This window comes from Anatilimnocola floriformis (genome assembly GCF_024256385.1).
Classification (GTDB): Bacteria; Planctomycetota; Planctomycetia; order Pirellulales; family Pirellulaceae; genus Anatilimnocola; species Anatilimnocola floriformis.
In genome coordinates, this window is the sequence record NZ_JAMLFW010000002.1 from 697659 (window position 1) to 719351 (window position 21693).

The 21693-nt window shown below is 59.6% G+C and carries 16 protein-coding genes; 4 read left to right on the forward strand and 12 right to left on the reverse strand.

The genetic code is table 11. The annotated features are described in order from the left end of the window. Window positions 1-113: 113 nt before the first annotated feature. The 7 genes from hemA to M9Q49_RS27495 all read right to left on the reverse strand — a co-directional run bounded on the left by hemA (window position 114) and on the right by M9Q49_RS27495 (window position 10618). The gene (gene hemA / locus M9Q49_RS27465) at window positions 114-1388 is read right to left on the reverse strand and encodes a glutamyl-tRNA reductase (protein WP_254512508.1); all 1275 of its coding nucleotides are present in this window, start codon (window positions 1386-1388) and stop codon (window positions 114-116) included. Further along, on the reverse strand, window positions 1385-2269 hold the full coding sequence (locus M9Q49_RS27470; RefSeq protein ID WP_254512509.1) for a cytochrome C assembly protein: 885 nt from the start codon (window positions 2267-2269) through the stop codon (window positions 1385-1387). Before M9Q49_RS27470 ends, hemA begins: the two co-directional genes overlap by 4 nt. A gap of 163 nt (window positions 2270-2432) precedes the next feature. Continuing rightward, window positions 2433-3509, reverse strand: coding sequence for a sigma-54 interaction domain-containing protein (locus M9Q49_RS27475; RefSeq protein ID WP_261365325.1), 1077 nt, complete (start codon window positions 3507-3509; stop codon window positions 2433-2435). A gap of 74 nt (window positions 3510-3583) precedes the next feature. Next, window positions 3584-5947, reverse strand: a complete 2364-nt coding sequence (locus M9Q49_RS27480) for a hypothetical protein (RefSeq protein ID WP_254512510.1) — start codon at window positions 5945-5947, stop codon at window positions 3584-3586. Window positions 5948-6057: 110 nt separating this feature from the next. After that, window positions 6058-7461, reverse strand: coding sequence for an argininosuccinate lyase (argH, locus tag M9Q49_RS27485; RefSeq protein ID WP_254512511.1), 1404 nt, complete (start codon window positions 7459-7461; stop codon window positions 6058-6060). Window positions 7462-7811: 350 nt separating this feature from the next. Then, window positions 7812-9203 carry an MFS transporter gene (locus M9Q49_RS27490; RefSeq protein ID WP_254512512.1) on the reverse strand — a complete coding sequence of 464 codons (1392 nt, stop codon included), beginning with the start codon at window positions 9201-9203 and terminating at the stop codon, window positions 7812-7814. A 188-nt stretch (window positions 9204-9391) separates the two neighbouring features. Then, window positions 9392-10618, reverse strand: coding sequence for a HEAT repeat domain-containing protein (locus M9Q49_RS27495; protein ID WP_254512513.1), 1227 nt, complete (start codon window positions 10616-10618; stop codon window positions 9392-9394). 340 nt (window positions 10619-10958) lie between these two features. On the opposite strand from M9Q49_RS27495, the gene M9Q49_RS27500 reads away from it, so the two are divergent. Further along, on the forward strand, window positions 10959-11450 hold the full coding sequence (locus tag M9Q49_RS27500) for an acetolactate synthase (protein ID WP_254512514.1): 492 nt from the start codon (window positions 10959-10961) through the stop codon (window positions 11448-11450). Between the two features lie 143 nt (window positions 11451-11593). Here the strand turns inward: M9Q49_RS27500 and M9Q49_RS27505 are convergent, their stop codons facing one another. The 3 genes from M9Q49_RS27505 to M9Q49_RS27515 form a co-directional block, all read right to left on the reverse strand. Continuing rightward, window positions 11594-12343: a sugar phosphate isomerase/epimerase family protein gene (locus tag M9Q49_RS27505; RefSeq protein WP_254512515.1), complete on the reverse strand. Its 750-nt coding sequence runs from the start codon at window positions 12341-12343 to the stop codon at window positions 11594-11596. Window positions 12344-12513: 170 nt separating this feature from the next. After that, window positions 12514-13254: a hypothetical protein gene (locus M9Q49_RS27510; RefSeq protein ID WP_254512516.1), complete on the reverse strand. Its 741-nt coding sequence runs from the start codon at window positions 13252-13254 to the stop codon at window positions 12514-12516. A gap of 64 nt (window positions 13255-13318) precedes the next feature. Then, entirely contained in the window at window positions 13319-13564 is a 246-nt protein-coding gene (locus M9Q49_RS27515; protein WP_254512517.1) for a hypothetical protein, read from the reverse strand. 75 nt (window positions 13565-13639) lie between these two features. Here M9Q49_RS27515 and M9Q49_RS27520 point away from each other — a divergent pair, with 75 nt between their 5' ends. Next, window positions 13640-13921 carry a hypothetical protein gene (locus M9Q49_RS27520; protein WP_254512518.1) on the forward strand — a complete coding sequence of 94 codons (282 nt, stop codon included), beginning with the start codon at window positions 13640-13642 and terminating at the stop codon, window positions 13919-13921. Window positions 13922-13991: 70 nt separating this feature from the next. Then, a complete protein-coding gene (locus M9Q49_RS27525; RefSeq protein WP_254512519.1) occupies window positions 13992-17243 on the forward strand; it encodes a discoidin domain-containing protein in 3252 nt (1083 codons plus the stop codon). A gap of 210 nt (window positions 17244-17453) precedes the next feature. Here the strand turns inward: M9Q49_RS27525 and pckA are convergent, their stop codons facing one another. Next, window positions 17454-19085, reverse strand: coding sequence for a phosphoenolpyruvate carboxykinase (ATP) (pckA, locus tag M9Q49_RS27530; protein ID WP_254512520.1), 1632 nt, complete (start codon window positions 19083-19085; stop codon window positions 17454-17456). A gap of 159 nt (window positions 19086-19244) precedes the next feature. Continuing rightward, complete coding sequence (locus M9Q49_RS27535) at window positions 19245-20039, reverse strand: hypothetical protein (protein WP_254512521.1); 795 nt, start codon at window positions 20037-20039, stop codon at window positions 19245-19247. A 345-nt stretch (window positions 20040-20384) separates the two neighbouring features. Here M9Q49_RS27535 and M9Q49_RS27540 point away from each other — a divergent pair, with 345 nt between their 5' ends. Next, the gene (locus M9Q49_RS27540) at window positions 20385-21683 is read left to right on the forward strand and encodes an adenylosuccinate synthase (protein ID WP_254512522.1); all 1299 of its coding nucleotides are present in this window, start codon (window positions 20385-20387) and stop codon (window positions 21681-21683) included. Window positions 21684-21693: the final 10 nt, after the last annotated feature.

Here is a 21693-nt window from a genome sequence, read left to right on the forward strand (position 1 = left end):
AGAATAGTCACAATCGCCCCAAGCCACAACGGAAATGCGGCTGCAGTGATGCAGTCTTCACAAACCGACGAAGCAATGATTTTTCGGCAGAAAAATGCGTTTTTTACCGACGTTCAGTCTTTGAGCTTGAATAGCCGCTTCAGCGCATCGAGCAAGCCGTGCGGCGCTCCATGTTGGGCTTCGTCACGGAGCGATTCCAGCGGCGGGTGGAGGAGCTTGTTCACCAGGCGATCGAAGGCCTGGCGGATTTCGCTCTCGGTTTTGGGATCAAGTTTGCCGAGCTTGTTGAGGAGGCGGGCCAGTTCGTCGGCTTTCACTTCGTCGGCGCGGAGTTTCAAACGGCGAATCGTTGGCGCTGTTGCTCGGTGATTCAGATCGGTCATGAACCGTTGCGTTTCATCCTCAATGATTCGCTCGGCTTGAGGCCATTCCTTTTCGCGCTCGCGACGGTTGCGAGCGCACGCTTCCTGTAGATCGTCCACGGCGTACAGATACACTCCCTGAAGCTTGCTGATGTCCGGATCGAAGTCGCGAGGAATCGCGAGATCGAGCACCAGCAACGGTCGTTGGTAACGGGCTTCGACAATTGGCTTGAAATTGGCGACCGTCAGAATCGGTTCCGTGGCGCCGGTCGCGCTCACCACCAGATCGGCTTCGGCGAGCAACTTGTGGAGGGACTCCCACTTCTCGGCCCGACCGGTCATCCGCTGCGCGAGTTCCTCGGCGCGGCTGAAGTTGCGATTGCAGATCGAAATCTTCTTTACGCCGGCGTCGATCAAGTAGCGGAGCGTTTCTTCGCCCATCTCGCCCGCGCCGATGACGAGCACGTGCTTGTCATCGAACCGCTCGAAGAACTGACTGGCAAAATCACCGACGGCCACGCTGGGAATGCTCACGCGGCGCTGCTGAATGGTCGTCTCGGTCGCCACGCGCTTGGCCACCTTCAGCGCGGCTTGGAAGGCAGCGTTGGTGAGTGGGCCAACGGTGCTGGTCGCCGTGGCGAGTTCGTAGGCTTGCTTCACTTGCGCGAGGATTTGCGCTTCGCCGACGACCATGCTGTCGAGGCTCGCGGCGACGGTGAACAGATGGCGGACAAAATCTTCGCCAGTTCGTTCAAACAGATCGTTGAAGACCTCAATCGGATCGAGGCCGTGGAACTCCGCCAGGAACGACACCATATCGTGATGACTGGGGCACTCGGCGGGGGTTTCGCTGGCGACGTAGAGTTCGACGCGGTTGCAAGTGCTCAGCAACACCGCTTCGGCCGCGGGATATCGTTCGCGGAGGCGTTGCAGCGCGAGGGCAGCTTGGATTTTGTCGAAAGCCAGCCGTTCGCGCACTTCCAAAGAAGCGGTGTGATGGCTGCAACCGATCATTTGCAGCTTCATGGCGACGCCCCTGCATTCGGGGCCGCGACTGCCGCGTTGGATGCCTGCTTGGGCGCGTGCTGCGAAGCGCCGGTCGCGAGCATGATTAGCACGATGGCGAGGAAGGCAAAATTCGCCACGGTCAAATAAGCAACTTTGCGCCCTTGTTGCGCGGGCTTGTAAGTCCATTCAAAGATCGTCGCCGCCAGCAGCCAGGCCACGAGCACGCCGGAAGAGATCACCACCGGATCGGTCCACGGCACGAAACCTTTACCCGCCGTGCGAATCAAGTTCATCACAATGCCCGCGCCCATGCCGAGCAGAATGAGCAGTAGTGAGTGCAGCAGCATGTGCTTGTTGGCCTCTTGCAGCCATTCGAGCGAGGGCAGACGCAGCAGCGTGTTCGGCTGCATTTTGTGTTTCAAGCGATACGATTGCACGAGATACATCACGCCGGCGACAAATCCGAAAGAGACGACAACCACTCCCAGCATCAGCAGCACACCGTGCGCGAGGCCCCAGAGTTGTAGCGCCTGATCGCGGCGAAAGGCTTGTGCATTTTGCAACGAATAACCCAAACCGATCAGAGCGAGTACTAGCGGCAGCATGAACAGCCCGACCGGCGAGTTCGGCCGGCGAATCGCCCAGCCGAGATACAAAAACGTGAGAATCCAGGCGGCCAGCAGCGACCAGTCGTACCAACTCGACAGCGGCACGCCGGTGGCCAGCCCCGCTTCGGTCCGATGCCACAGATGAACCGTGTGGGCAAACAGCCCGGCAATCGTAAAACCAAGTATCAAAAAGAACCGCACCGGCATGCGAAAGAACAGCCGCGTCACTTCCATCGCCAGCGCGACGGCGTAACTAGCCGTGAAACAAACGATGGTGATGCCGGAGAGCATGGATAGGTGGGGAGGGTTATGGATCGTAGTACGAAGCCATGCTTCGTACCCGTGGGCAAGTGGAGACGGCAATGAGCAAGGAGGCTGATCTTATTGTTGGACGTCACTCGATCCGCTCGAACGAAGCAGGGCTTCGTTCTTACGCGATCCCGCCATCGGCATCCTACTCGTCGGCCTTCTCGTCCTTCTCTTCTAGATTGTACTCGACGAGCTTGCTCCGCAGCGTATTTCGGTTGATGCCGAGGCGATTGGCGGCCTTGGTTTGCACGCTATTGCAGAGCTGCATAACCTGCACAATCAGCTCTTTCTCCACGCGGTTGACGATCTTCTCGTGCAAATGATGCTCGTCCGTGCCGAGCTGGTTTACTCCCTGCTGCACCACTTCGTAAACGAGCGTGTCGAGATCGACACCTCGAATTTTGCCGCCGCGGCGTTCACGCTTGCCCAGCACCGTTTCCGGCAGCAGCTCGACCGTCAGTTCATCGCCATCCGCCATCGCCACGGCCCGCTCGACGTAGTTTTGCAGCTCGCGAACGTTCCCTGGCCAGTGATAATCCTGCAATGCTTCGATGGCTTGCGGCTGAATATGTACGACGTGCTTTTCATTCCGCTCGCTATAGATCCGCAGGAAATGCGCGATCAGCGAAGGGACATCCTCGCGGCGCATGCGGAGCGGCGGGATGACGATCGGCACCACGTTGAGCCGCCAGTACAAGTCCTCGCGAAACCGCTCGGACTCCACCGCTTCGTACAGATTGACGTTGCTTGCCGCGACGATGCGGGTGTCGACGCGAATGGTCGCCGTATCGCCCACGCGCTCGAACTCACGCTCTTGCAGCACGCGCAACAGCTTCACTTGCAGGAACAGGCTAGTGCTGTTGATTTCGTCGAGAAAGATCGTGCCGGTATGAGCCGCTTCGAAACGGCCGGTGCGGTTGTTCACGGCGCCGGTGAATGCGCCGCGCACGTGGCCGAAGAGTTCGCTCTCGAGCAGGCTCTCGCTCAGTGCGCCGCAGTTGACGCGGACGAACGGGCCACTCGAGCGACTGCTGAGGCGATGGATCGCCGTGGCGATCATTTCCTTACCGGTGCCGGTTTCGCCCATCAGCAACACCGAAGCGTTGGTCCGCGCGACTTTGCGCGTAAGCTGATAGACGGCTTCCATCGCCGGGCTGGCCCCGATCAGACCCGGAATCGGCGGGCCGGTATCCGGTGTGGGTTGCAGGCGATTGGGGTACATGGATCCTTCCAGCGCGAGTTGTCGCTGCGAGCCGCATTGGTTGCGAGAACGCAGTAGGAGCTCGCAACCTTCACTCAGGGTTTGGCGGGGGCGGATGTGGGAACAGCGGGACGGCGCGACTCGAGTGCATCGAGCACGCCGGAGAGAACGGCCTGCGTTTCGGAATCGAGATTTTCGCTGGCGTTGTAGCGAGCGTACTGATCAAGGATCTGTTGTTTCGTCAAGCCAATGCCGCGACTCTTGATCGCCACTTGCAGGCCTGCGAGGGCGGCCTGACGATCCGACAGCGGTCGCAACACCTGACTAGCCACATCGACGAGCGCGGTTTGCGCTTTCGGCGAAGCGATCATGCCGAGAACCTCGGCGGCCGGCGCGAGGAGCGTTGGGTTGTTCAACGCGGCGATGAGTGCGGGTTCGGTGCGCAACACGCCGTAGCGATTAAGTGTGTCTTTGTCGCTCGCCAACGTTTTGAGAGCAGCCAGCGCGGCCCGGCCGTTGGCAAGGCGTTCTTCACGCGAGGTCCAATCGCGACCTGCTCGCTTGCGAACTTCGCCGGTCAGGAACGAAACGGTCTCGGCATTGTGTGGCCGTGGCGCAACGTAGGTCCGGCTGTCATTGGCCAGTAGCACGGCGACGTCGTCGACACTGCGCGAACGGATCTTGCCGACGGGATCGCGATAGTTGCGGTCGTGAATGATCTTCGGCACGTCGGCGACCGTGTCGGTGCCTACGATCACGCCGATCGGGAGCAGCGCGGTGCGACGATCACGCCGCAGCAGCTGCACCATTTCGGTAACGGGCAAATCGAGCACGTCGCTGACGAGAATGAATTCATAATCGGTGCCGTTGGTCGCTTTGCGAAACGCGTCATGGCTGCCGACGGCGATCTCGGCCAGGTAACCTTGATCGGCGAGCAGGCCGGCAATCGTCTGGGCATAATCGCCGCGGCCATCGATGACGAGCGCGCGATCGACACCCGCCGTGCGAACCGCATCGCCGAGGACTTCGACGACGTGACTCGAACCGGGAAAAGCCTTCTGTGGCTGATACTTCACAATGGCGAGCGCCGCTGCATTCCGCACCCGGCGATCGGCATGCGTGAGCGCGGTCGACAGCACGCTCATGTACGGGCTGTCCTCACTCAACAACTTGGCATCGCCCGTCAGGCTGAGAATCTCGGTCGCGCCGATGGCAGCTGCATGCATCTTTTGCGTCATCGCCAGCGACAGCACATCGACAACCATGTCGGGCCCGGCTTCTTTGGCGAGCACAACGACCGGCGAAGTTGGTGCGAGAGGCCGGCCTTGTCCGCCGATTGCTTTGGCAAACTCCAGCTGATGCAACAGCCGCAGCCGTTGATACTCCGGGTTCTTAGCATTGATCTTCACCAGGTCAGTAGCCAGCCGCGCGTACAACTGACGCAGCGCGTCCTGCAACGGCAATGTGCTCGCTTTGGGAGCCTTGGAAGCATCGTCCCACTGCCAAACGATAGTGTTGTTATCGGCATCGACCGTGAACGGTTGCTGGCCGTCCTTCAATTGTTCAAATTGCCGCAGTAGATAGAGTTCGCTCTCATGCAGCTTCGGCACGCCACCCATGATCTTGGTCAGAGCGCGGCGAGCAGCGGCTTGCAATGGCGGAGAGGCTTCCGGCGCAAGAGCCGGCGCCAAGAGATGACGAACCGCATCGCGTGAACGGAGTTCACCGAGGACATTGGCTGCAATGATTTGCTGCGCCTCCGGCGCCGCAGCAAGCGTGCCGAGGAGCGGCGCGGTGGTTGTATCCGCGAGATCGATGAGCGCCGCATAGAGTCGCTGATGTTCAGCACTGCGGGCCGGATCGGCAATGGCTTGCAAAACAGGCCCCACGAGGTTGGGACCTGCTTGCTCGAGTTTCGTAAGAGCCGTCGAAGCGGCTTCGAAGTTTGTATCGCTGACAGCTTTCACCAGCGCTGCTAGACGGGCGGGGTCTTCGGAGGCTTTCTTGGCCGCGGTCAAAACTTGCGTTGAGACCTGAGCCCCTTCGGGCTGCAGCTTTTCATTGCTGCCGAGATCGACAAAGAACGCGCTGCCATAAGTTGCCGGCAGAGCGGCGAGTTGATCATCAGGAAATTTACCGGCGACGAACTTCTCAAGATACTTTTTGCACTCGTCAGGACGGCCGAAGTTGAGCACCGATTGCGCGGCGCCAATGATCTGTAGCGCAGTGGTGGGATTCGATTCGCGAATCTGCTGGATGACGATCGATTCTGCGCGGCGGATTTCGTCGGGAGCAACTGGCGGCGCGCCTGGCTTGCGCGGCCCAGCCGGTGGTGCTCCACCCGCGCCGAAAGGATCACCGCCGCCCATCGGTGGCTGTGCGGCTGCGTGCGCGAGCAACAATGCGGTCACCAGCAAGGTGCCGAGCAGCTTCAAGGTCAGCGATCGAGCGAAAGACATGGTCATGGCGAGAGCGAACCCAAGGCCGGGGAAATCGTGCGCGGCAATGGTTCTAGCGTAGTTACTCCGAGTCGTAAGTTCCAAGGTTTCAAAGGCTTTTCGGCCCGCCTTTAGCCGAGCGGCAGGCCTTCCTGCCCATACAATATGCCCCGCCAACGTTCGATCTGACGGCGCACTTCGACCGGCGCGGTCGAACCGTAACTCTTAAAGGCCTCGACGGCGTTTTTCACACCTAAAATCGAGCGCACATTTTCATCGAGATCGGGATGCGCGGCTTGTAGGGCTTCGAGCGGCAATTCCGCCAATGACACGCCCCGCTGCATCGCATCCTTCACCAGCGCACCGACCAAGTGATGAGCCGTGCGCTGGGCGATCCCCTTCTGAAAGATCAGATATTCCATCAGCGTGGTTGCATCGAGGTAGCCCTTCTCGAGCTTTTCGGCGATGCCTTCGCGATTGAGCGTTGCTCCGGCAACCAGCGGCGCGGCGAGTTCCAGGCAGAGTTCGACCGTCTCGAACGAATCGAACAGCGGCGGTTTGTCTTCTTGCAAGTCGCGGTTGTAGGCGAGTGGCAGGCCTTTGATCAGCACCAGCAGGTGCTGCAGATGGCCGATCACGCGGGCGCTCTTGCCGCGAGTGAGTTCGAGCACGTCGGGATTGATCTTCTGCGGCATGATCGACGAGCCAGTGCAGAACTGGTGCGGCAACTTGAGGAAATTGAATTCCACCGTCGACCACAGAATCCACTCCTCGGCCCACGTGCTGAGATGCGCGGCGATGAGCGACAGGACAAACGCCGACTCCACGACGAAGTCGCGATCGCTGCTCACATCGAGGCTGTTGGCAGCGACCTCTGCAAATTGCAGCCGCTCGGCGACGTCATGGCGATCGATCGGCAGGGTCGTTCCCGCAAGGGCAGCCACGCCGAGAGAGCAAACATTGGTTCGTCGGCGGCAATCTCGCACCCGGCCCCGATCGCGCTCGAGTTTTTCGCAATAAGCCAGCCAGTAGTGCGGCGCGAGAACCGGCTGAGCGCGCTGCAAATGCGTGTACCCCGGCAGGATGACATCGGCATCGGCTTCGCAGCGTTCGAAAAAGGCCCGCTGCAGATTGAGCAGCCCAGCATCGATTCGGTCGAGGGCATCGCGGACCCACAGGCGGATATCGGTCGCGACCTGGTCGTTTCGACTGCGGCCCGTGTGCAGCTTTCGCCCGACATCGCCGAGCCGCTCGATCAGCGCGCTCTCGATGTGCATATGAATGTCTTCGAGGGCGATGTTGAACGGGAAGATGTCGTTCTCGATCTCCTTGCCGATCTGCTTCAGCGTGACGCTGATCTGTTCGCACTCTTCAGCCGTGAGAATGCCGACCTTGGCCAGCATTTGGGCGTGAGCGATCGAGCCCTGGATATCGTGCGCGTAGAGGCGGCGGTCGAAGCTAATGCTTTCGGTAAAGCGTTCCACCCGGCGGTCCGTCGCCTGCGAAAAGACCCCGCTACGGGAAGGAGTTGCCAATCGACGACCTTTTACTTGGCCGACGCTGCCAGCGTCGGTCTGGATTTTTGGTTTGGTGAAATCGCTGTTGGCTGCAGCGGACGAACCGGCAAGTCATGCTAGAAACGGCCTGCCGGGTTGTCAATCAACGATTGACGAACAGAGCTTAAAGAATAGGCACGCCATCGCGTCGCAAGGTTCGCGGGCACTGCGACTAGCTCCGTCTCGCCCACCCAATCGAGGCAGGCGGCAATGAATGTCACGCTCGACCAGCTGTCAGCTTTAGAAGCTGACAGCCAGGCGAATTCATCGCTTGCCTTAATGCGGGCATCCGCGGGCGAATGTCAGGCAAGTGAATTACTCTGGCCGGATTAGTGTCCGACCTCCACCGTCGATTCGTCAATGTCCTTCGGCGGATGGAAGAAGAACAACAGCAGCAACGCGGCCACAATCGCAGCCCCCGAGGGAAAGAGAAGGAGCGGGTTGTACTGAATCGTCTGGATAGCGTTGCCCGCTTTGTCGACGACAGGCACCGTGTACATACTCTGCAGCGCCGGCCAAACGTAGCGCGAGGCGATTGGCCCCATGCCGAGAATCAAAAAGTTGAACAACCCCTGAGCGCTGGTGCGAGCGTCCTTCGGAAACACGGCATCGACAAAGATGTAGAGTGTGGCGAAGAAGAACGCATAGCACACACCGTGGACGATATTCACGGCAACGGCGACGTAGGGATTGGGAATCATAGCAAAGACCGCAAACCGCAACGCGTGACCGAGCACGCCGATGACCATCGTGTACCGCCAGCCGAGCGACTTCAGCACGTAGCCGAGAATCGCCATCGTAAGAATTTCGGAAATCTGTCCGACGGTCATGGCCGGCTGAATCCAGTTCGACGGCACGCCGACTTTTTCCAGATACGTAAAGCCATAAAAGAAAAAGCCGTCATGCACCGTGGCATCGATAAAGGTCACGATGAACAGCACGAACAAGAACGGATGCCGCAGCAGCTTCATCGCTTCGAGCCAGGCGAGCGAGCTATCGTTGCTCTTGAGAGGATCGCTCCCCTTGCCGGTTTCGACTCGCTTTGGCGGTGTGTGCGGCAACGCCAGGCTGAAGGCCGCGAGCAGCAGCGAGGCAATGCCCGCCGTGATAAATGCAAAGCTCTTGCCGGCGTTCAGATCGATGCCTGTTTTGCCCGTGCCGAGCGCCATGCCCAGCCATTTCACAAAACCACCTGCCGCCTCGACGCTGGGAATCTTCGCCCAGTCGGCGAGGATGAAAATGAACGGCCAACTTGCGGCGATCCAGCCGATGGTGCCCCACAAGCGCACCGGGCCGAAGTCCTTTTGCGGATCCTTGAGATTCGCAAAGGCCATCGTGTTCGTCACCGAAATGGTCGGCACGTAGAAGAAGCAGTGAACTGCCATGCAGAGGAAGTACAGCCAGAAGCTCTGCACGTGCGCCGTTTCTCCTTGAAACGCCATGTACGACATCACGCCAAAGCCGAGAATCGCGAGGCCGCCAATCAGATGGCTGAAGGCCAGGTAGCGCTCGGCGGCAAAGTTGCGATCGACAAACTGGTTGGCGCCGAACATCGCAATGATGGCCGCAATCGGGAAACAGAAATTCAGCAAGTTCTGCTGCCAGTCCGTAAAGCCAAGAGCGCCAGCGCCAAAGAAACCAAAGCTCGGCGGCAGCCAGGCTCCCCAGATGAAGAACTGGAGGAACATCATCACGCCAAGCTTGAAGCGGATCGAATTCATGGAGCAAAACCAGCGGGAGCAGCCAAGGACCAGAACAACACAAGGCGGATTGTAATCAACCCGCTGTGACGTTCGCCACTGGTTTTGAAATGGCCGTAGCCGAAGCGCGATCGGCCAAGCGCGGGCAGAAAGCAGCTACCCGCTATGCGAGGAGGGAGAGTAGAGAAGAGTGAGTAGATAGTAGATGACTATTCCACTCGCCGAAAATCGAGTACTGCCGAGCCCTTTTGCGACATGAGCCACTGTCGCCACTTCTCTTTGTCGTAGCTGTGATTGACGCCCGGATGCAGGCTAAGCAGAGCGCTCAGCACTTCGTCGTTTTTTTGGTGATCGATGATGACTTGCGTCTTTGAGCCCATGCTCAAGCCGCCCAAACCACCGTTGTCGCCACCGCCGCCGAACGATGCTCCCATCTGGCCGGGGTTGCCTTGCTTCACGGTTTTGTGCGTCGTTACCAGTGCGTCGATCAACGGTTTCGTAGCCGACGTGGCGCCCAGCACCTGCAGGCCGACCGCGGCGCGGCGGACAACCTTGTTGTCTTTATTAGTCAGAGCTTTCACGAAGACTGGAATCGCCAGATGTCCTCCCTGGCGACGAAGCTCGGCCAGGCAGCGCTCGCGGAGGTTTTCGTTGCTGTCGTGCAGCGCGAGCTGAATCAGCTGGCTGGTGGCCATGCCCGGCGGCAACTTGCCGATCACGTCGAGGCACATCTGGCGCACGTCGATGGGATTCTTCTCATCAGCGAGAATATCGGCCAGAGCGTTTGCCGCCGCGGGATCGCGAATGCCTTGGATGCTCTGCGCGGCATCGGCGCCCCGCTTCTCGCTATCGAGATTGCCGATCCAGATTTTCAGCTGCTTTCGCCATTGCTTGTCGGCAAGTTCAAACTCGCGCTCGCGGGCAGCGAGCTCGATCTCCTGCGGCAGCTTCCAAGCGCCGTGATATTTCACATAGCCTTGCCGCAGCATGAACTCGTCCGGCGTCATCCAGCCGCCGGTGGCAAACTTGCCGTAGCCCAGCGCGAGGCGGGCTTCTTCGTGATTGGTGTCGAGTTTCAAAATCTCTTCGAGATGAAACTTTCGTTGCTGCGTCAGCCCGGCATCGCGGCACCACTGGGCCAGTTGCCAATGGCCGGTAACGGTCTGCGGCATTTTGTGCAGCAGATCTTCGTATTGCTTTTGCACGTCCGAAGTGGCCAGCACGCGCTGCACTTGCGGCCCGGCGAGCGAAATCTGCACGCCAGCCAGATTGCGGAGCAGATAGTTGTCGGTCACGGCCCGCTGCGGGTTAAGCCACTGCCCTTCGACGCGGCCGCCGCTGCGGAGCAGAAAAACTTCAGCCGACGCTGAATCAATCAAGGCAAACAGACCGCAGGCCAGCGAAAGCGCACCGAAAAGATGTTTGCGGGTAAGCATGGCCGATTTTCCGCTGCCGCATTGGCGAGCCCTGATTCGCCGTGGCGACTACGCCCTAAGTATAGTCGAGCGTTTCCGACCAGGCGAATTTGTTTTCGGGAAGGGAGGAAGAGAGGAAGAGGTTAGAGATTAGGGGGAAGACAATTCTTAATTCTCTAACCTCTTCCTCTCTTCCTCTCCTCCTCCGATTGTGCGGAAAATGCGGGTCAAACGGCCCAGAGATGGATCTGAGAGCGGTGTTTCTCCCTGATCCCTGGCCCCTAACCTCTGGCCCCTTCTACAATAGGGCAACGGGCTCTGGACGAGCAGAACCGGCCACGCAACCCAAGAGGGACGAACGATGAGCATCGGCGAAGGAGTGGATACTCCGTATGTGACAGCCCGTGGCCGAGGGTTTCCCACGATCCGGCAGTTCACCGTCTTTCTGGAGAACCGCGTCGGCCAACTGATGGAAGTCATCCGCCGCTTCGAAGGAAGCAAAGTGCGGATCGTCGCTCTCTCGATCAACGACGCCACCGAGTGCGCGTTCGTCCGCTTCCTCCTCAGCCATCCCGAGCAAGGGCGAGAAATCTTGGAACGGGCCGGCCTGGCCATCATCGAGAGCGAGCTGATCGGCGTCGAACTGCCGCAAACCAATCAGCCGCTGCTGGAAGTCTGCACCGCGCTGCTGCAAGCCGAAGTCAACATCGTGCAGGCCTATCCGCTGCTGATCCGTCCCCACGGCAAACCCGCCGTGGCGCTGATGGTCGACAATCTCGACATGGCCATGGCCACGCTCAACAACAAAGGCTTCTCGATGATCCACGAAGTGGATCTCGCCGACGAGGATTAAAGAGTCGCCATTGTCGCCGAATATTCCATATTCGGTGGTGGCGGTCGCAGGCCGAGAACCGCTGGAATAAGCGTCAGCGATATTCCAGCAAGTTCGGCGCGTTGAGCGTGCGCAATTGTGCCGCAGCTAAAGCGGATCGACGACTACAGCAAGCTCTCGAGCAACAGCCGCAGTTTGCGCAATTCACCGGCGTGGTCGACCCCTTCGGTCTCGCTGATGTAAACGCTGAGGGCGCGGTTGTACTTCACCTTTTGCAGCTGCGAAATCAGCTTGCCGTATTCCACATCGCCCTGCCCGACGCGAACCTGAAAGCCATTTTTGTTGGTGTCGCGCAGCTGCGTGCTGAACGTGTACTTCATCAGCTTGTCGATGGCGCGGCCCTGGGCATTGCCATAGATGTAAACGCTCGGGTCGAGCGTCAGGCCGAGCCCCTTCACGTTGTCGCAGAGGACGGTGACGGTATCCATGTCTTCGCTCAGTCGGCCGATCTGGCTCTTGAGCGCAACGCGTACGCCTTGCAGCGTGGCGATGTCGACCAGCTTGCGAAGGTGATCGACCTCTTCGTTGAACGGCGTGCCGACCTCAGCCGACGGAATTGTGAGCGTAACCACCTTCACCGCTTTGGCCAGGCGGCAGAGGGCGAGAAATTGTTCGTAGTGCGCTTCACCGGTGGCGGTGATGCGGGTGTCGAAGGCGACGACGTCGAGCCGGTGCGTGTTGCGACAGGTATCGATCGCCTGGTCGAGATTGGCCAGCACGTACGAAGGCTTGAACTGGTCACGATCTTCGAACATCGCGATCTCAACCGCGGTGTACTCGAGGTCGCCGAGGCGATCGAGGGCGCCGCGAAAAGACAAATCGGGAAAGCAATCGGTAGAGGCCGAGACAAACACCTTAACACGCTCCTGACTGAGAACCGTCCGTGACGGAGCCGCCCGCCCGCGCTAGCAAAATCGCGAGCCGACTCCTGCCGCCGTAGCTTAGCTGTTTTGCCTACAAACGAGCAACACCATGTGCCGCAGTGCTAGCGGCGCGGCACGTCAGTTCCCGCCAATCCGTCCACTCAGGGCATTGGCCGATCGCTGGGGCGTGGGTCACCAAAATCTCCCGCGGCGATCTTGCGCCAAGCCCTGTCAATTCTCTCGATGTTCGTCCGAAAGGGCAGGTCGCGGTTGATCTCGTAGGCAAGCAAGGGCTCCGCGAGATTTGCGCGGCGATGATGTTTGTTGCCCAAGCAGTTCTCGATAATCCCGGCAGCGAGCTTGATCTCCAGGTCAGATACTTTATCGGGCGGCGTCTCGCGGTAATGTCCCAGCAGCGCGCTGATTGCAGGCCGGCTCCACAGGGCACGGCAGTAGGGATACTCTTGCCACGGATTATCGCTCATGGCGATCGGACAGGCCGAATATGTTGAGACGTTCCTGACCAGCATCGTGATTTCCTCGTCTTCTGGCGACATCTTGCTCAGCACGGCGAGGGAAATCTGCTGCTTGTTATTCATGCTCGAAACAATCGGCGCAGCGGCTGTTTTCACGAGTTGGGACTTCCAATCTTCCAATACGGAAATCATGGCGTCGCCAGCAGACGTACGCGCCAGATTGACCGACTTGTCGGGAGCATCCTCCTGAGAAATCCTTTCCATCAATTTTGCGATCGCAATCTTGGCGTCTCTGGCCAGCTCAGCCGCCGTGGGTTCGGCCACAGATTGGGACTGTGCGAGCAGCGAGGAAATCCCCGCCGCGCAGATCAGAACCACCGCCAGACCAACGATCGCAGCCACACTTGGTCGCAAATTTATCTTCATCAAACAACCTCCGTGCCGTTGCGCCGCGGGCGCTCCATACTCATCCGCAGGGCAATCCTAGCCACTATTCTTTGTCATCATCCAGATCAGTTTCTTCTTCATCCCAACGGACTCGTCGTGGCGGCGGCGACTGCGGCATATAGCGGGCGACGTTCATCAGCACGATGCCGGTGCCACCCAGGATCATCGCCGACCAGCGCGTGCCGGTGAGGTCAATCCCCCAAATTTTGTTCAGCGCCACGTCGGCGATTCCCAGCAACATCAGGATGATGCCGAGGACATAAAGGAAGCGGGCGGTTTGACTGGACATGAAAATTCGGCGGAGAGGTAATGGCGAGTGACGGGGCTCTTATCATATCCTCATTGTCATCGAGATTCACACGCCATGGCCGAACGCCTCACTACGAAGATCCGTCGCTACTGCGAAACCAACGGCATTGAAATCCCCATCGGGTTCGGCCGGAACTCCGCTAGCCGATATGCGATTGTGGAGTTGTCGAACCCGCCCAAGCTCATCGCGCGCACTTGGTTCAAACAGGCCGATGTGACCTACTACCTCGAAAACCTGGCCGACAGTACGCCGCGGCGGATTCTCGATTTTCGAGAGCTGGATGAGTTGTCGTTCGACGGCCAGCGATTGGAACGCCTCGGCAAGTTTGCAGTTTGAGCGGTTGACGAGTCGCATGATACGATAGGCGTCCCGCATTCACCTCCCACCAACTGCCTAGGCTTTTTGCATGTTGTCACGCTTTCCTCTCGCCACTACCGTCTGGAGTGTGATCGTTCTGCTCGAGGCCACAGCAGGCGCTCGGGCACAATCGGTTGAGAATCAAACACCGGAGAAACAGACTCTCGAAAAGCAACTGCTTGCCGAAACGCATCCAGTGCTGGCTGCCGACGCCCGGAAGCTGGGCGATCCGGTTCGTGGCGCAGCGATTTTTTATGCTCGGGCGCTGGCCTGTGCGACTTGCCACAGCGTGGGCGATCGGGCCGGAGCGATCGGCCCCGACTTGGCTCGGCTCGATAAGAAGACAACCGATGCTGCTCTCGTGGAGTCGCTGCTGGAACCGTCAAAGGTCATTGCGCCGCTGTATGCGACGGTCGTTTTGGAAATGAACGATGGGCGGATCATCACAGGGCTGCCGGTCGAAGAATATGGCGAGCGGCTGGTGCTCCGCGATCCGGCTCAACTGGAAAAACTGATTACGCTCCGGAAGGCCGATATCGCCGATCGAAAGAAGACCGAGCAATCGATCATGCCGGCCGGGCAAGTCAATCAACTCGCCAATCGGCAGCAGTTCCTCGACCTCGTGCGGTATCTCATCGAACTGCGCGACGGCGGCGCGCAGCGCGCTCGCGAATTGCAGCCGCCGAATTCGCTCGATGTGCCCGAGCGGCCGTTGCCGTGGCAACCTGTGGTGCAGCGCGGCGAAGTGGAAGTCGACGGCGACTCGAAATATCCGCATGCCGTGGCCCTTGGTTTCGACGGCGGCACGGTGCTCTTCGATGCCAATCGCCTGGGCATAGTGGCGTGGTGGAGCGACGGCTTCGTCAAACCACGGCCGCAAAACTACTTCGGCCTGTGGTGGAATCGCGAAGGGAATCTGCTGGAACAACAGAAGCTCGCGACGCCAGAATTGAGCTTTCAATTGACCGAACAAGGTGAGTGGCAATCGTTCGAGCCGGCCGCCACAAGCGATCCCAACACAGGCACGCGGTTCGACGGTTATCAAATCGGCAAGTCGGCCGTGCGTCTGCATTACCGCGTCCGCGTCGGCCAGCAACGAATCACGGTGACGGAAGATGTGCGGGCAGAACTTCGTCCTCAATGGCATTGCTACGTGCGCGAACTCCGCTTCACGGGTTTGCCGGCAGGTGCACGAGCTGGGCTCACGTTGTCAGGCAAAACAACGTGTTCAACCAATGCTGTCTCAATAACTGAACTGGAAGCGAAAACGTTGGAACAGCGTTTCGTTTCTGCGGCGGCAGCGGATGACAGACCAGTAGTGCTGCGCGTCGACCAATGCATGTATCGCGGCACGAATCCCGCGCCAACGGTACTCGATCGCGCTCGGCTGTTGAAAGCGCCGGTACTCGACGACAAGTTCGATCGACCCGTGACGCCGCCGAAGCCGTTGCCCGAGTTGGCTGCGAACGAGCCTGCCCCGCCGCCCGTTTCATTGCGGTCCGGCGTGACTCCCAAAGAAAACGTCGATGAGTTTCCTGCCGCGACGGCGAGGTTCCTGCGCTTTGTCGTGACGCGCACCAACGACGGCTCGGCGCCGGGTGTCGATGAACTCGAAATCTACGGCCCCGATTCCAAGGACAACTTGAGCCTGACTGGCAAGGCAACGGCATCGAGTGTGATCTCGGGACACGCGATTCACCAAATCCCGCACCTCAACGACGGCAAGCTAGGCAACAACCACAGCTGGATCAGCGCCGAGAACGGCGGCGGTTGGGCGCAAATCGAATTCGAACAGCCGACGAAAATGAACCGCATCGTGTGGGCTCGCGATCGCACGGGCGTTTGCCGAGATCGGCTCGCCGTGGCGTATCGCATCGAAGTCTCCGACGACGGTAAAACGTGGAAGAAGGTCGGCGATGAAGCAGGACGCGCCGCGCCGGAAAATCTGGTCGGAGCAGTGCGCCGCGATGCAGCGCCGGGGTACGTGCTCGAATCAATTCCCACGCCGTTCTCGAGTTGCCGGCCGTCGGATGTCGCGTTTCGTGATGACGGCGTGATGTTTGTCACCGCGATGACGGAAGGTCAGATCTGGGCGTCGCGCATTCCGCCGCCCGGCCAACCGGAGCGCGTGAAGTGGCAGCTCTATGCGACCGGCCTGTATCATCCCCTCGGCCTGGCCATTGTCGACGGCCGGCTGTACGTCGCGCAGAAAACGGAAATCACCGAGATCATCGACAGCGATGGCGACCTCCGCGCCGATCACTATCGTACGGCGGCGACCGGCTGGGGATTGTCGACGGGCTGGCACGAGTACTGCTTCGGCCTGGCCGTCGATCCGCAGAAGAATCTCTGGTTCGCGCTCAACACGGGTTACTTCTGGACGAACCCGGGCTACGTGAATCCGGGGCGTTGGCGCGGCTCGATTCTGCGTGTCGCTCACGGCAGCGAGAAACTCGAAGAGATGGCGAAGGGCTGTCGCGTGCCGAACGGCATCGCGCGCGGGCCGGAAGGAAACATCTTCTATACCGACAATCAAGGCGACTGGATTCAAGCCTGCAAGCTCGCGCACATCGTGCCGAACCGTTTCTATGGCCATCCGGAAACCAAGGCCGATGCGCTGCCGCAGGGAACTTATCCCGACGGCAGGAGCGCGATCTGGTTGCCGTATGAGCGCTCGCGCAGCACTTCCGGTCCCGTGCATGATGCCACGCAAGGCCGCTTTGGCCCGTACGCCGATCAAATGTTCGTCGGCGACGTCGGCTACGGCGCGAACGCGGGGGTCATGCGGATCGCGCTCGAAAAAGTGAAGGGCGAATATCAGGGCGCTTGCTTCCGCTTCATCGACGGTCAGCCGTCGGGCTGTGAGCGGATGAAGTTCGGCCCCGACGATCAGCTGTACATGGCTTCGCTTTCAACGGGCCTGACGCGCTTGAAGTACGAAGGCAAAACGCCGGCGGCGCTGCAAGCAATTCACATTCGGCCGCGCGGCGTGGGCTTTACGGTGAAGCTCACCCAGCCGCTTGCCGAAGATGCGAACCTCGCGCCCGAGCGCTTCAAAGTTCGTCGTTACCATTATCTCTACACCGGCAACTACGGCTCGCCCAATGCGGACGAAACCAACGTGCCGGTGGAGAAAGTCGAACTCAACGCCGAACGAACCGAGCTCACGCTGACGCTCCCTGTCGAGACCTACCCGATCGGCATGGTCTACGCGTTTCAGTTCGGCGAGCTGAAGTTCGCCAGTGGCGACCGCCTCGCGCAAAACGAGGCGTGGTATACGGTGCAGCAGATTCCGGAGTAGTGCCTTTTTTGTCTTGCTCCCCTCGCCCCGCTTCGGGGAGAGGGGCTGGGGGTGAGGGGCGAACTGAAGTGAGATTTTGCCTTTGAGCCTGCGCTGCACAAGGCCAAGCAACTTCACCAGAAAATTAAGTTCAAACTCGCTTCACCCCTCACCCCCGCCCCCTCTCCCCGAGGCGGGGCGAGGGGAGAAAAATAATCGCACAGACTAGCCTTACAACCGCGGCCCGGCAGCGCACACGTCAGGCGAGACATCGGCTGCGTACTTCTTAAAGTTCTCGGTGAAGAGGCCGACGAGCTTCTTCGCCGTGGCATCGTAGGCAGCGGGATCGGCCCAGGTGTTGCGCGGCTGAAGAATTTCCGTCGGCACATTTGGGCAGGAAGTCGGCACGGCGATGCCGAAGACGGGATCGATGATCGTCGGCACTTTGGCCAAGCTGCCGTTGTGAATGGCGTCGACGATGGCGCGGGTGATCTTTAGTTTCATCCGTGCGCCGGTGCCGAACGCGCCGCCGCTCCAACCGGTGTTGACCAGCCAGACGTTGGTTTGATGCTCGAGCATTTTTGCCGCGAGCAGATGCGCGTAGCGCGACGGATGCCAGACCAAAAACGGCCCGCCGAAGCAGGGCGAAAACGTCGCCGTCGGTTCAGTCACGCCCATTTCCGTGCCGGCGACTTTTGCCGTGTAACCGCTGATGTAGTGATACATGGCTTGGGCTGCCGTTAGTCGGCTGACCGGCGGCAACACGCCGTAGGCATCGCAGGTCAGAAAGATCGCATCGGTGGGATGACCCGCCACGCACGGAATTTTCGCGTTCTGAATGAACTCGATCGGATAAGCGCCGCGCGTGTTCTCGGTGATGCTCGTATCGTGAAAATCGACGTGATGCGTCTTCGTGTCGAAGACGACATTCTCGAGCACGGCGCCGTAGCGGAGAGCTTGAAAAATTTCCGGCTCGCTTTGCGGCGTCAGATCGATGGCCTTCGCGTAGCAGCCACCTTCGATATTGAAGATGCCGTTGTTCGACCAGCAATGTTCGTCGTCACCGATCAGCAGGCGATTCGGATCGGCAGACAGCGTCGTCTTGCCCGTGCCGGACAAACCAAACAGCAGCGACGAACGGCCCGTGGCCTTATCCGCCGTTGCCGAGCAATGCATCGAGAGCACCCCCTGCTTCGGCATGTAGTAGTTCATGAGCGTGAACACGCCCTTCTTCATTTCACCAGCGTATTCGGTGCCGAGGATCACCATCTCTCGCCGCGCGAGGCAGAGGTCGACGCTGGTCTTCGAGGTCATTCCTGCGGTGTGGCGATTAGCGGGAAATTGCCCGGCGTTGTAGATGACTGCATCGGGTTCGCCGAAATTGGCCAGCTCTGCCGCCGTCGGACGAATCAGCATGATGTGCATGAAGAGCGCGTGATATGGCCGGCTGCAAACAACCCGGATCTTGATGCGCGTCTCAGGATCCCAACCGGCAAAGGCATCGACGACGTAGAGCTTTTTCCGCGTGTTGAGATAATCCTTGGCCCGTTCGAGATTGATGTTGAACGTGTCGTCGTCGATGGCGATGTTGATATTGCCCCACCACACATCGTTTTCGGACGCCGGCTCGCGGACGATCCGTTTGTCCTTCGGCGAGCGGCCCGTTTTTTCGCCCGAGTAAGCGATGAGCGCGCCGCTGTCGGCCATGGCGCACTTGGGATCTTCGCGAATCGCCAGCGTGTAGAGTTCGGCCGGCGCCAGGTTGCGGCGGATGTCTTCGACGGTGATGCCGAATTTTTTGAGATCAAAACCGCTGGGGGAATTCCCCGTCTCGACGACCGACACCACCGAATCCTGAGGCATGGAAGCAACGTCCCTGGGGCGCATGACAATGAAGCGAAGCGCGGAATCACCCGAATCCGCGCGCAAGCGCCCTGCGCGAAACGAACCTCCGCCTCAGGTGGTTCGCACGACGACGCGCGGTCATTTTCGCACGCGCGCGAGAAATCGGAAAGAGCGGGTTTACTTTCCGTTACGGACCAATGCGCAGAATTGATTGAAGTCAATCGTTTCGAACTTTTGATCAACCAGGTAGCCGCACGCCGTGTCGATGCGCTTGCGGTCTTCTTGCGATAGCTTCCACACCACCAGATGCTGCGTGCGAACTTCGCTTTTTCCAAACCGGGTTTCTTGAATGATGCGTTCGACTTCCGTCGGCAGCAAACCGTGCTTGGCAATTTCGGCATTCACTTCCAATCGAGCCCCGGCTGGCAAACCGCCGACGCGCAGCGAACTAAGGCGGGCCGAAAGATCGCTAAAGTAACGATAATCGTTGGCCGCGCCCGGAGTATGGGCCTGTTGTCCGGTCACGGTGTACTTCAGCGTGTTGCCGGTGAACACCAGCTTGGTGAAGTCGCTGTTGTTCTGTTTGAACTCGCTGCTCTTCACTTCAAACGCAGGCTGGGCCGCGGCAGCGAAGACAGGATTGCTGCCGGCCGCGGCAGCCGCTTGCATGCTGATGGCGGCGTTGATTAGTTCCAGCGTTTCGACGACGGCTTTCTTTTTGTGCTCGACATTGAGCAGCGTCACCACTCCTCGCCGCGGCTCAAAGATGGTGATCTCTTGCGGCCCGGCCAATTGAAAGTCATAGACGTTGCCGCTCTGAAAGATTGTCAGGATTTCGGCAATCGGTTCTTTGCTGTTGCCGCGAAAGACTTCGGTATCGACCCGAAAATCCTCGCCGTGGGCAGACTGCCGCGCAGCAGTCAAACCAACGAACAGCAGTCCCACGATCAGCCACGCCAGATTGCGACGCATGACAGCATCCTTGCCAGAAAAGACAATCCACCCATTAGCGCGGGGAGAATAGAAAAAGGGAATCGGCGTGACCAGAGGAAAATGGGCGAAATTTGCACAAAGAGCCACGCACGCGGTAAGTGGAATCGCGGCGAATTCGCCAAATGCCGGCACCGTATGTATCCACCGCCGTGCCACTTACTGCGTGCGTGGCTCTTGGCGGGCTATTTCGCCCCCTTCCTCCGCCTTGACCGCTCCAGCCTCGCCCGTCAGAGTAATATGTTTGCCATCAGCTTTCGGGGCCTCGAATCGGCCTGTCTGGAGGGTTGCTGGCCGGGTATTTCGCTTTTTGCAAAGGTGCCTCGCGTGGCTGGGACGTGCGTGATTGGGTTGCAGTGGGGTGACGAAGCCAAGGGCAAACTCGTCGACTTGCTGACTTCGCGGTTCGATGTGGTGGTGCGATATCAGGGCGGAGCCAATGCCGGTCACACGGTGGTGGTGGGCGATAAGACGTACAAATTGCACCACATTCCCAGCGGCATCTTGAACGCCAACGTGATGAACGTCGTCACCCCCGGCGTGGTGATCAATCCGCCGACCATCCTGCAAGAGCTCGACTCACTCGCTTCGCAGGGTGTGAAGGTTGCCGAAAATCTGATGTTGAGCGACCGCGCCCACGTCGTCTTTCCGTGGCACATCGCCGAAGACCGCCTGCGCAACGAAGGTGGCAGCGGCGAGCGCGAAAGCATCGGCACGACCATGCGCGGCATCGGACCCTGTTATGGCGACAAAGTGGGCCGCATGAACGCCGTTCGCCTCGGCGATATGTTCCGTCCTGATTTCCGCGAGCGCGTGAATATCATCACGGCTGGCAAGAATCGCCTCCTTTCGGCGCTCGGCAGCACTGCTGATCAGCTCGATGCGGCAGCGATCTTCGATCAATACAGCGGCTACGCGGCCCGCCTCAAGCCGTTTGTGACCGACACCACGCATTACCTGCTCGACCAGGTCGAAGCCGGTAAGAAGATGCTGTTCGAGGGGGCGCAAGGTTCGCTTCTCGACATCGATCACGGCACGTTCCCCTACGTAACGAGCAGCAATGCCTCGGGCGTAGGCGTGTCGGCTGGTTCGGGCGTCCCCGGCAAGTGGATCACAAAAGTGCTCGGCGTGTGCAAGGCGTACACGACGCGCGTCGGCGGTGGACCGTTCCCGACTGAGCTCAACAACGAGATGGGCAACAAGATCCGTGAACTGGGCCGCGAATACGGCACGACCACCGGTCGGCCGCGACGCTGCGGCTGGTTCGATGCAGTTGCCGTACGTTACACCTCGCGTCTCAGCGGCATTGATGCCATCTCGCTGATGATGATGGACGTGCTGAGCTTGCTCCCTGAAATCAAGATCTGCACGGCTTACGAAATCGACGGTGAGCGGACGAACAAATTCCCGAGTCATGTCGACGACCTGCGGAAGGTCGTGCCCGTGTACGAAACGATTCCCGGCTGGGAAACCGACGTGACGAAGGTTCGCAAGATCGCCGACCTGCCAACCGGCGCTCGCAAGTACATCGATCGCGTTGCCGAGCTCGTCGGCAAACCGGTCGAGGTCGTCTCGGTCGGTCCCGATCGCGCACAGACCATGTTCGCTGGTTCGTTGGCACAATAAGCAGTGACGT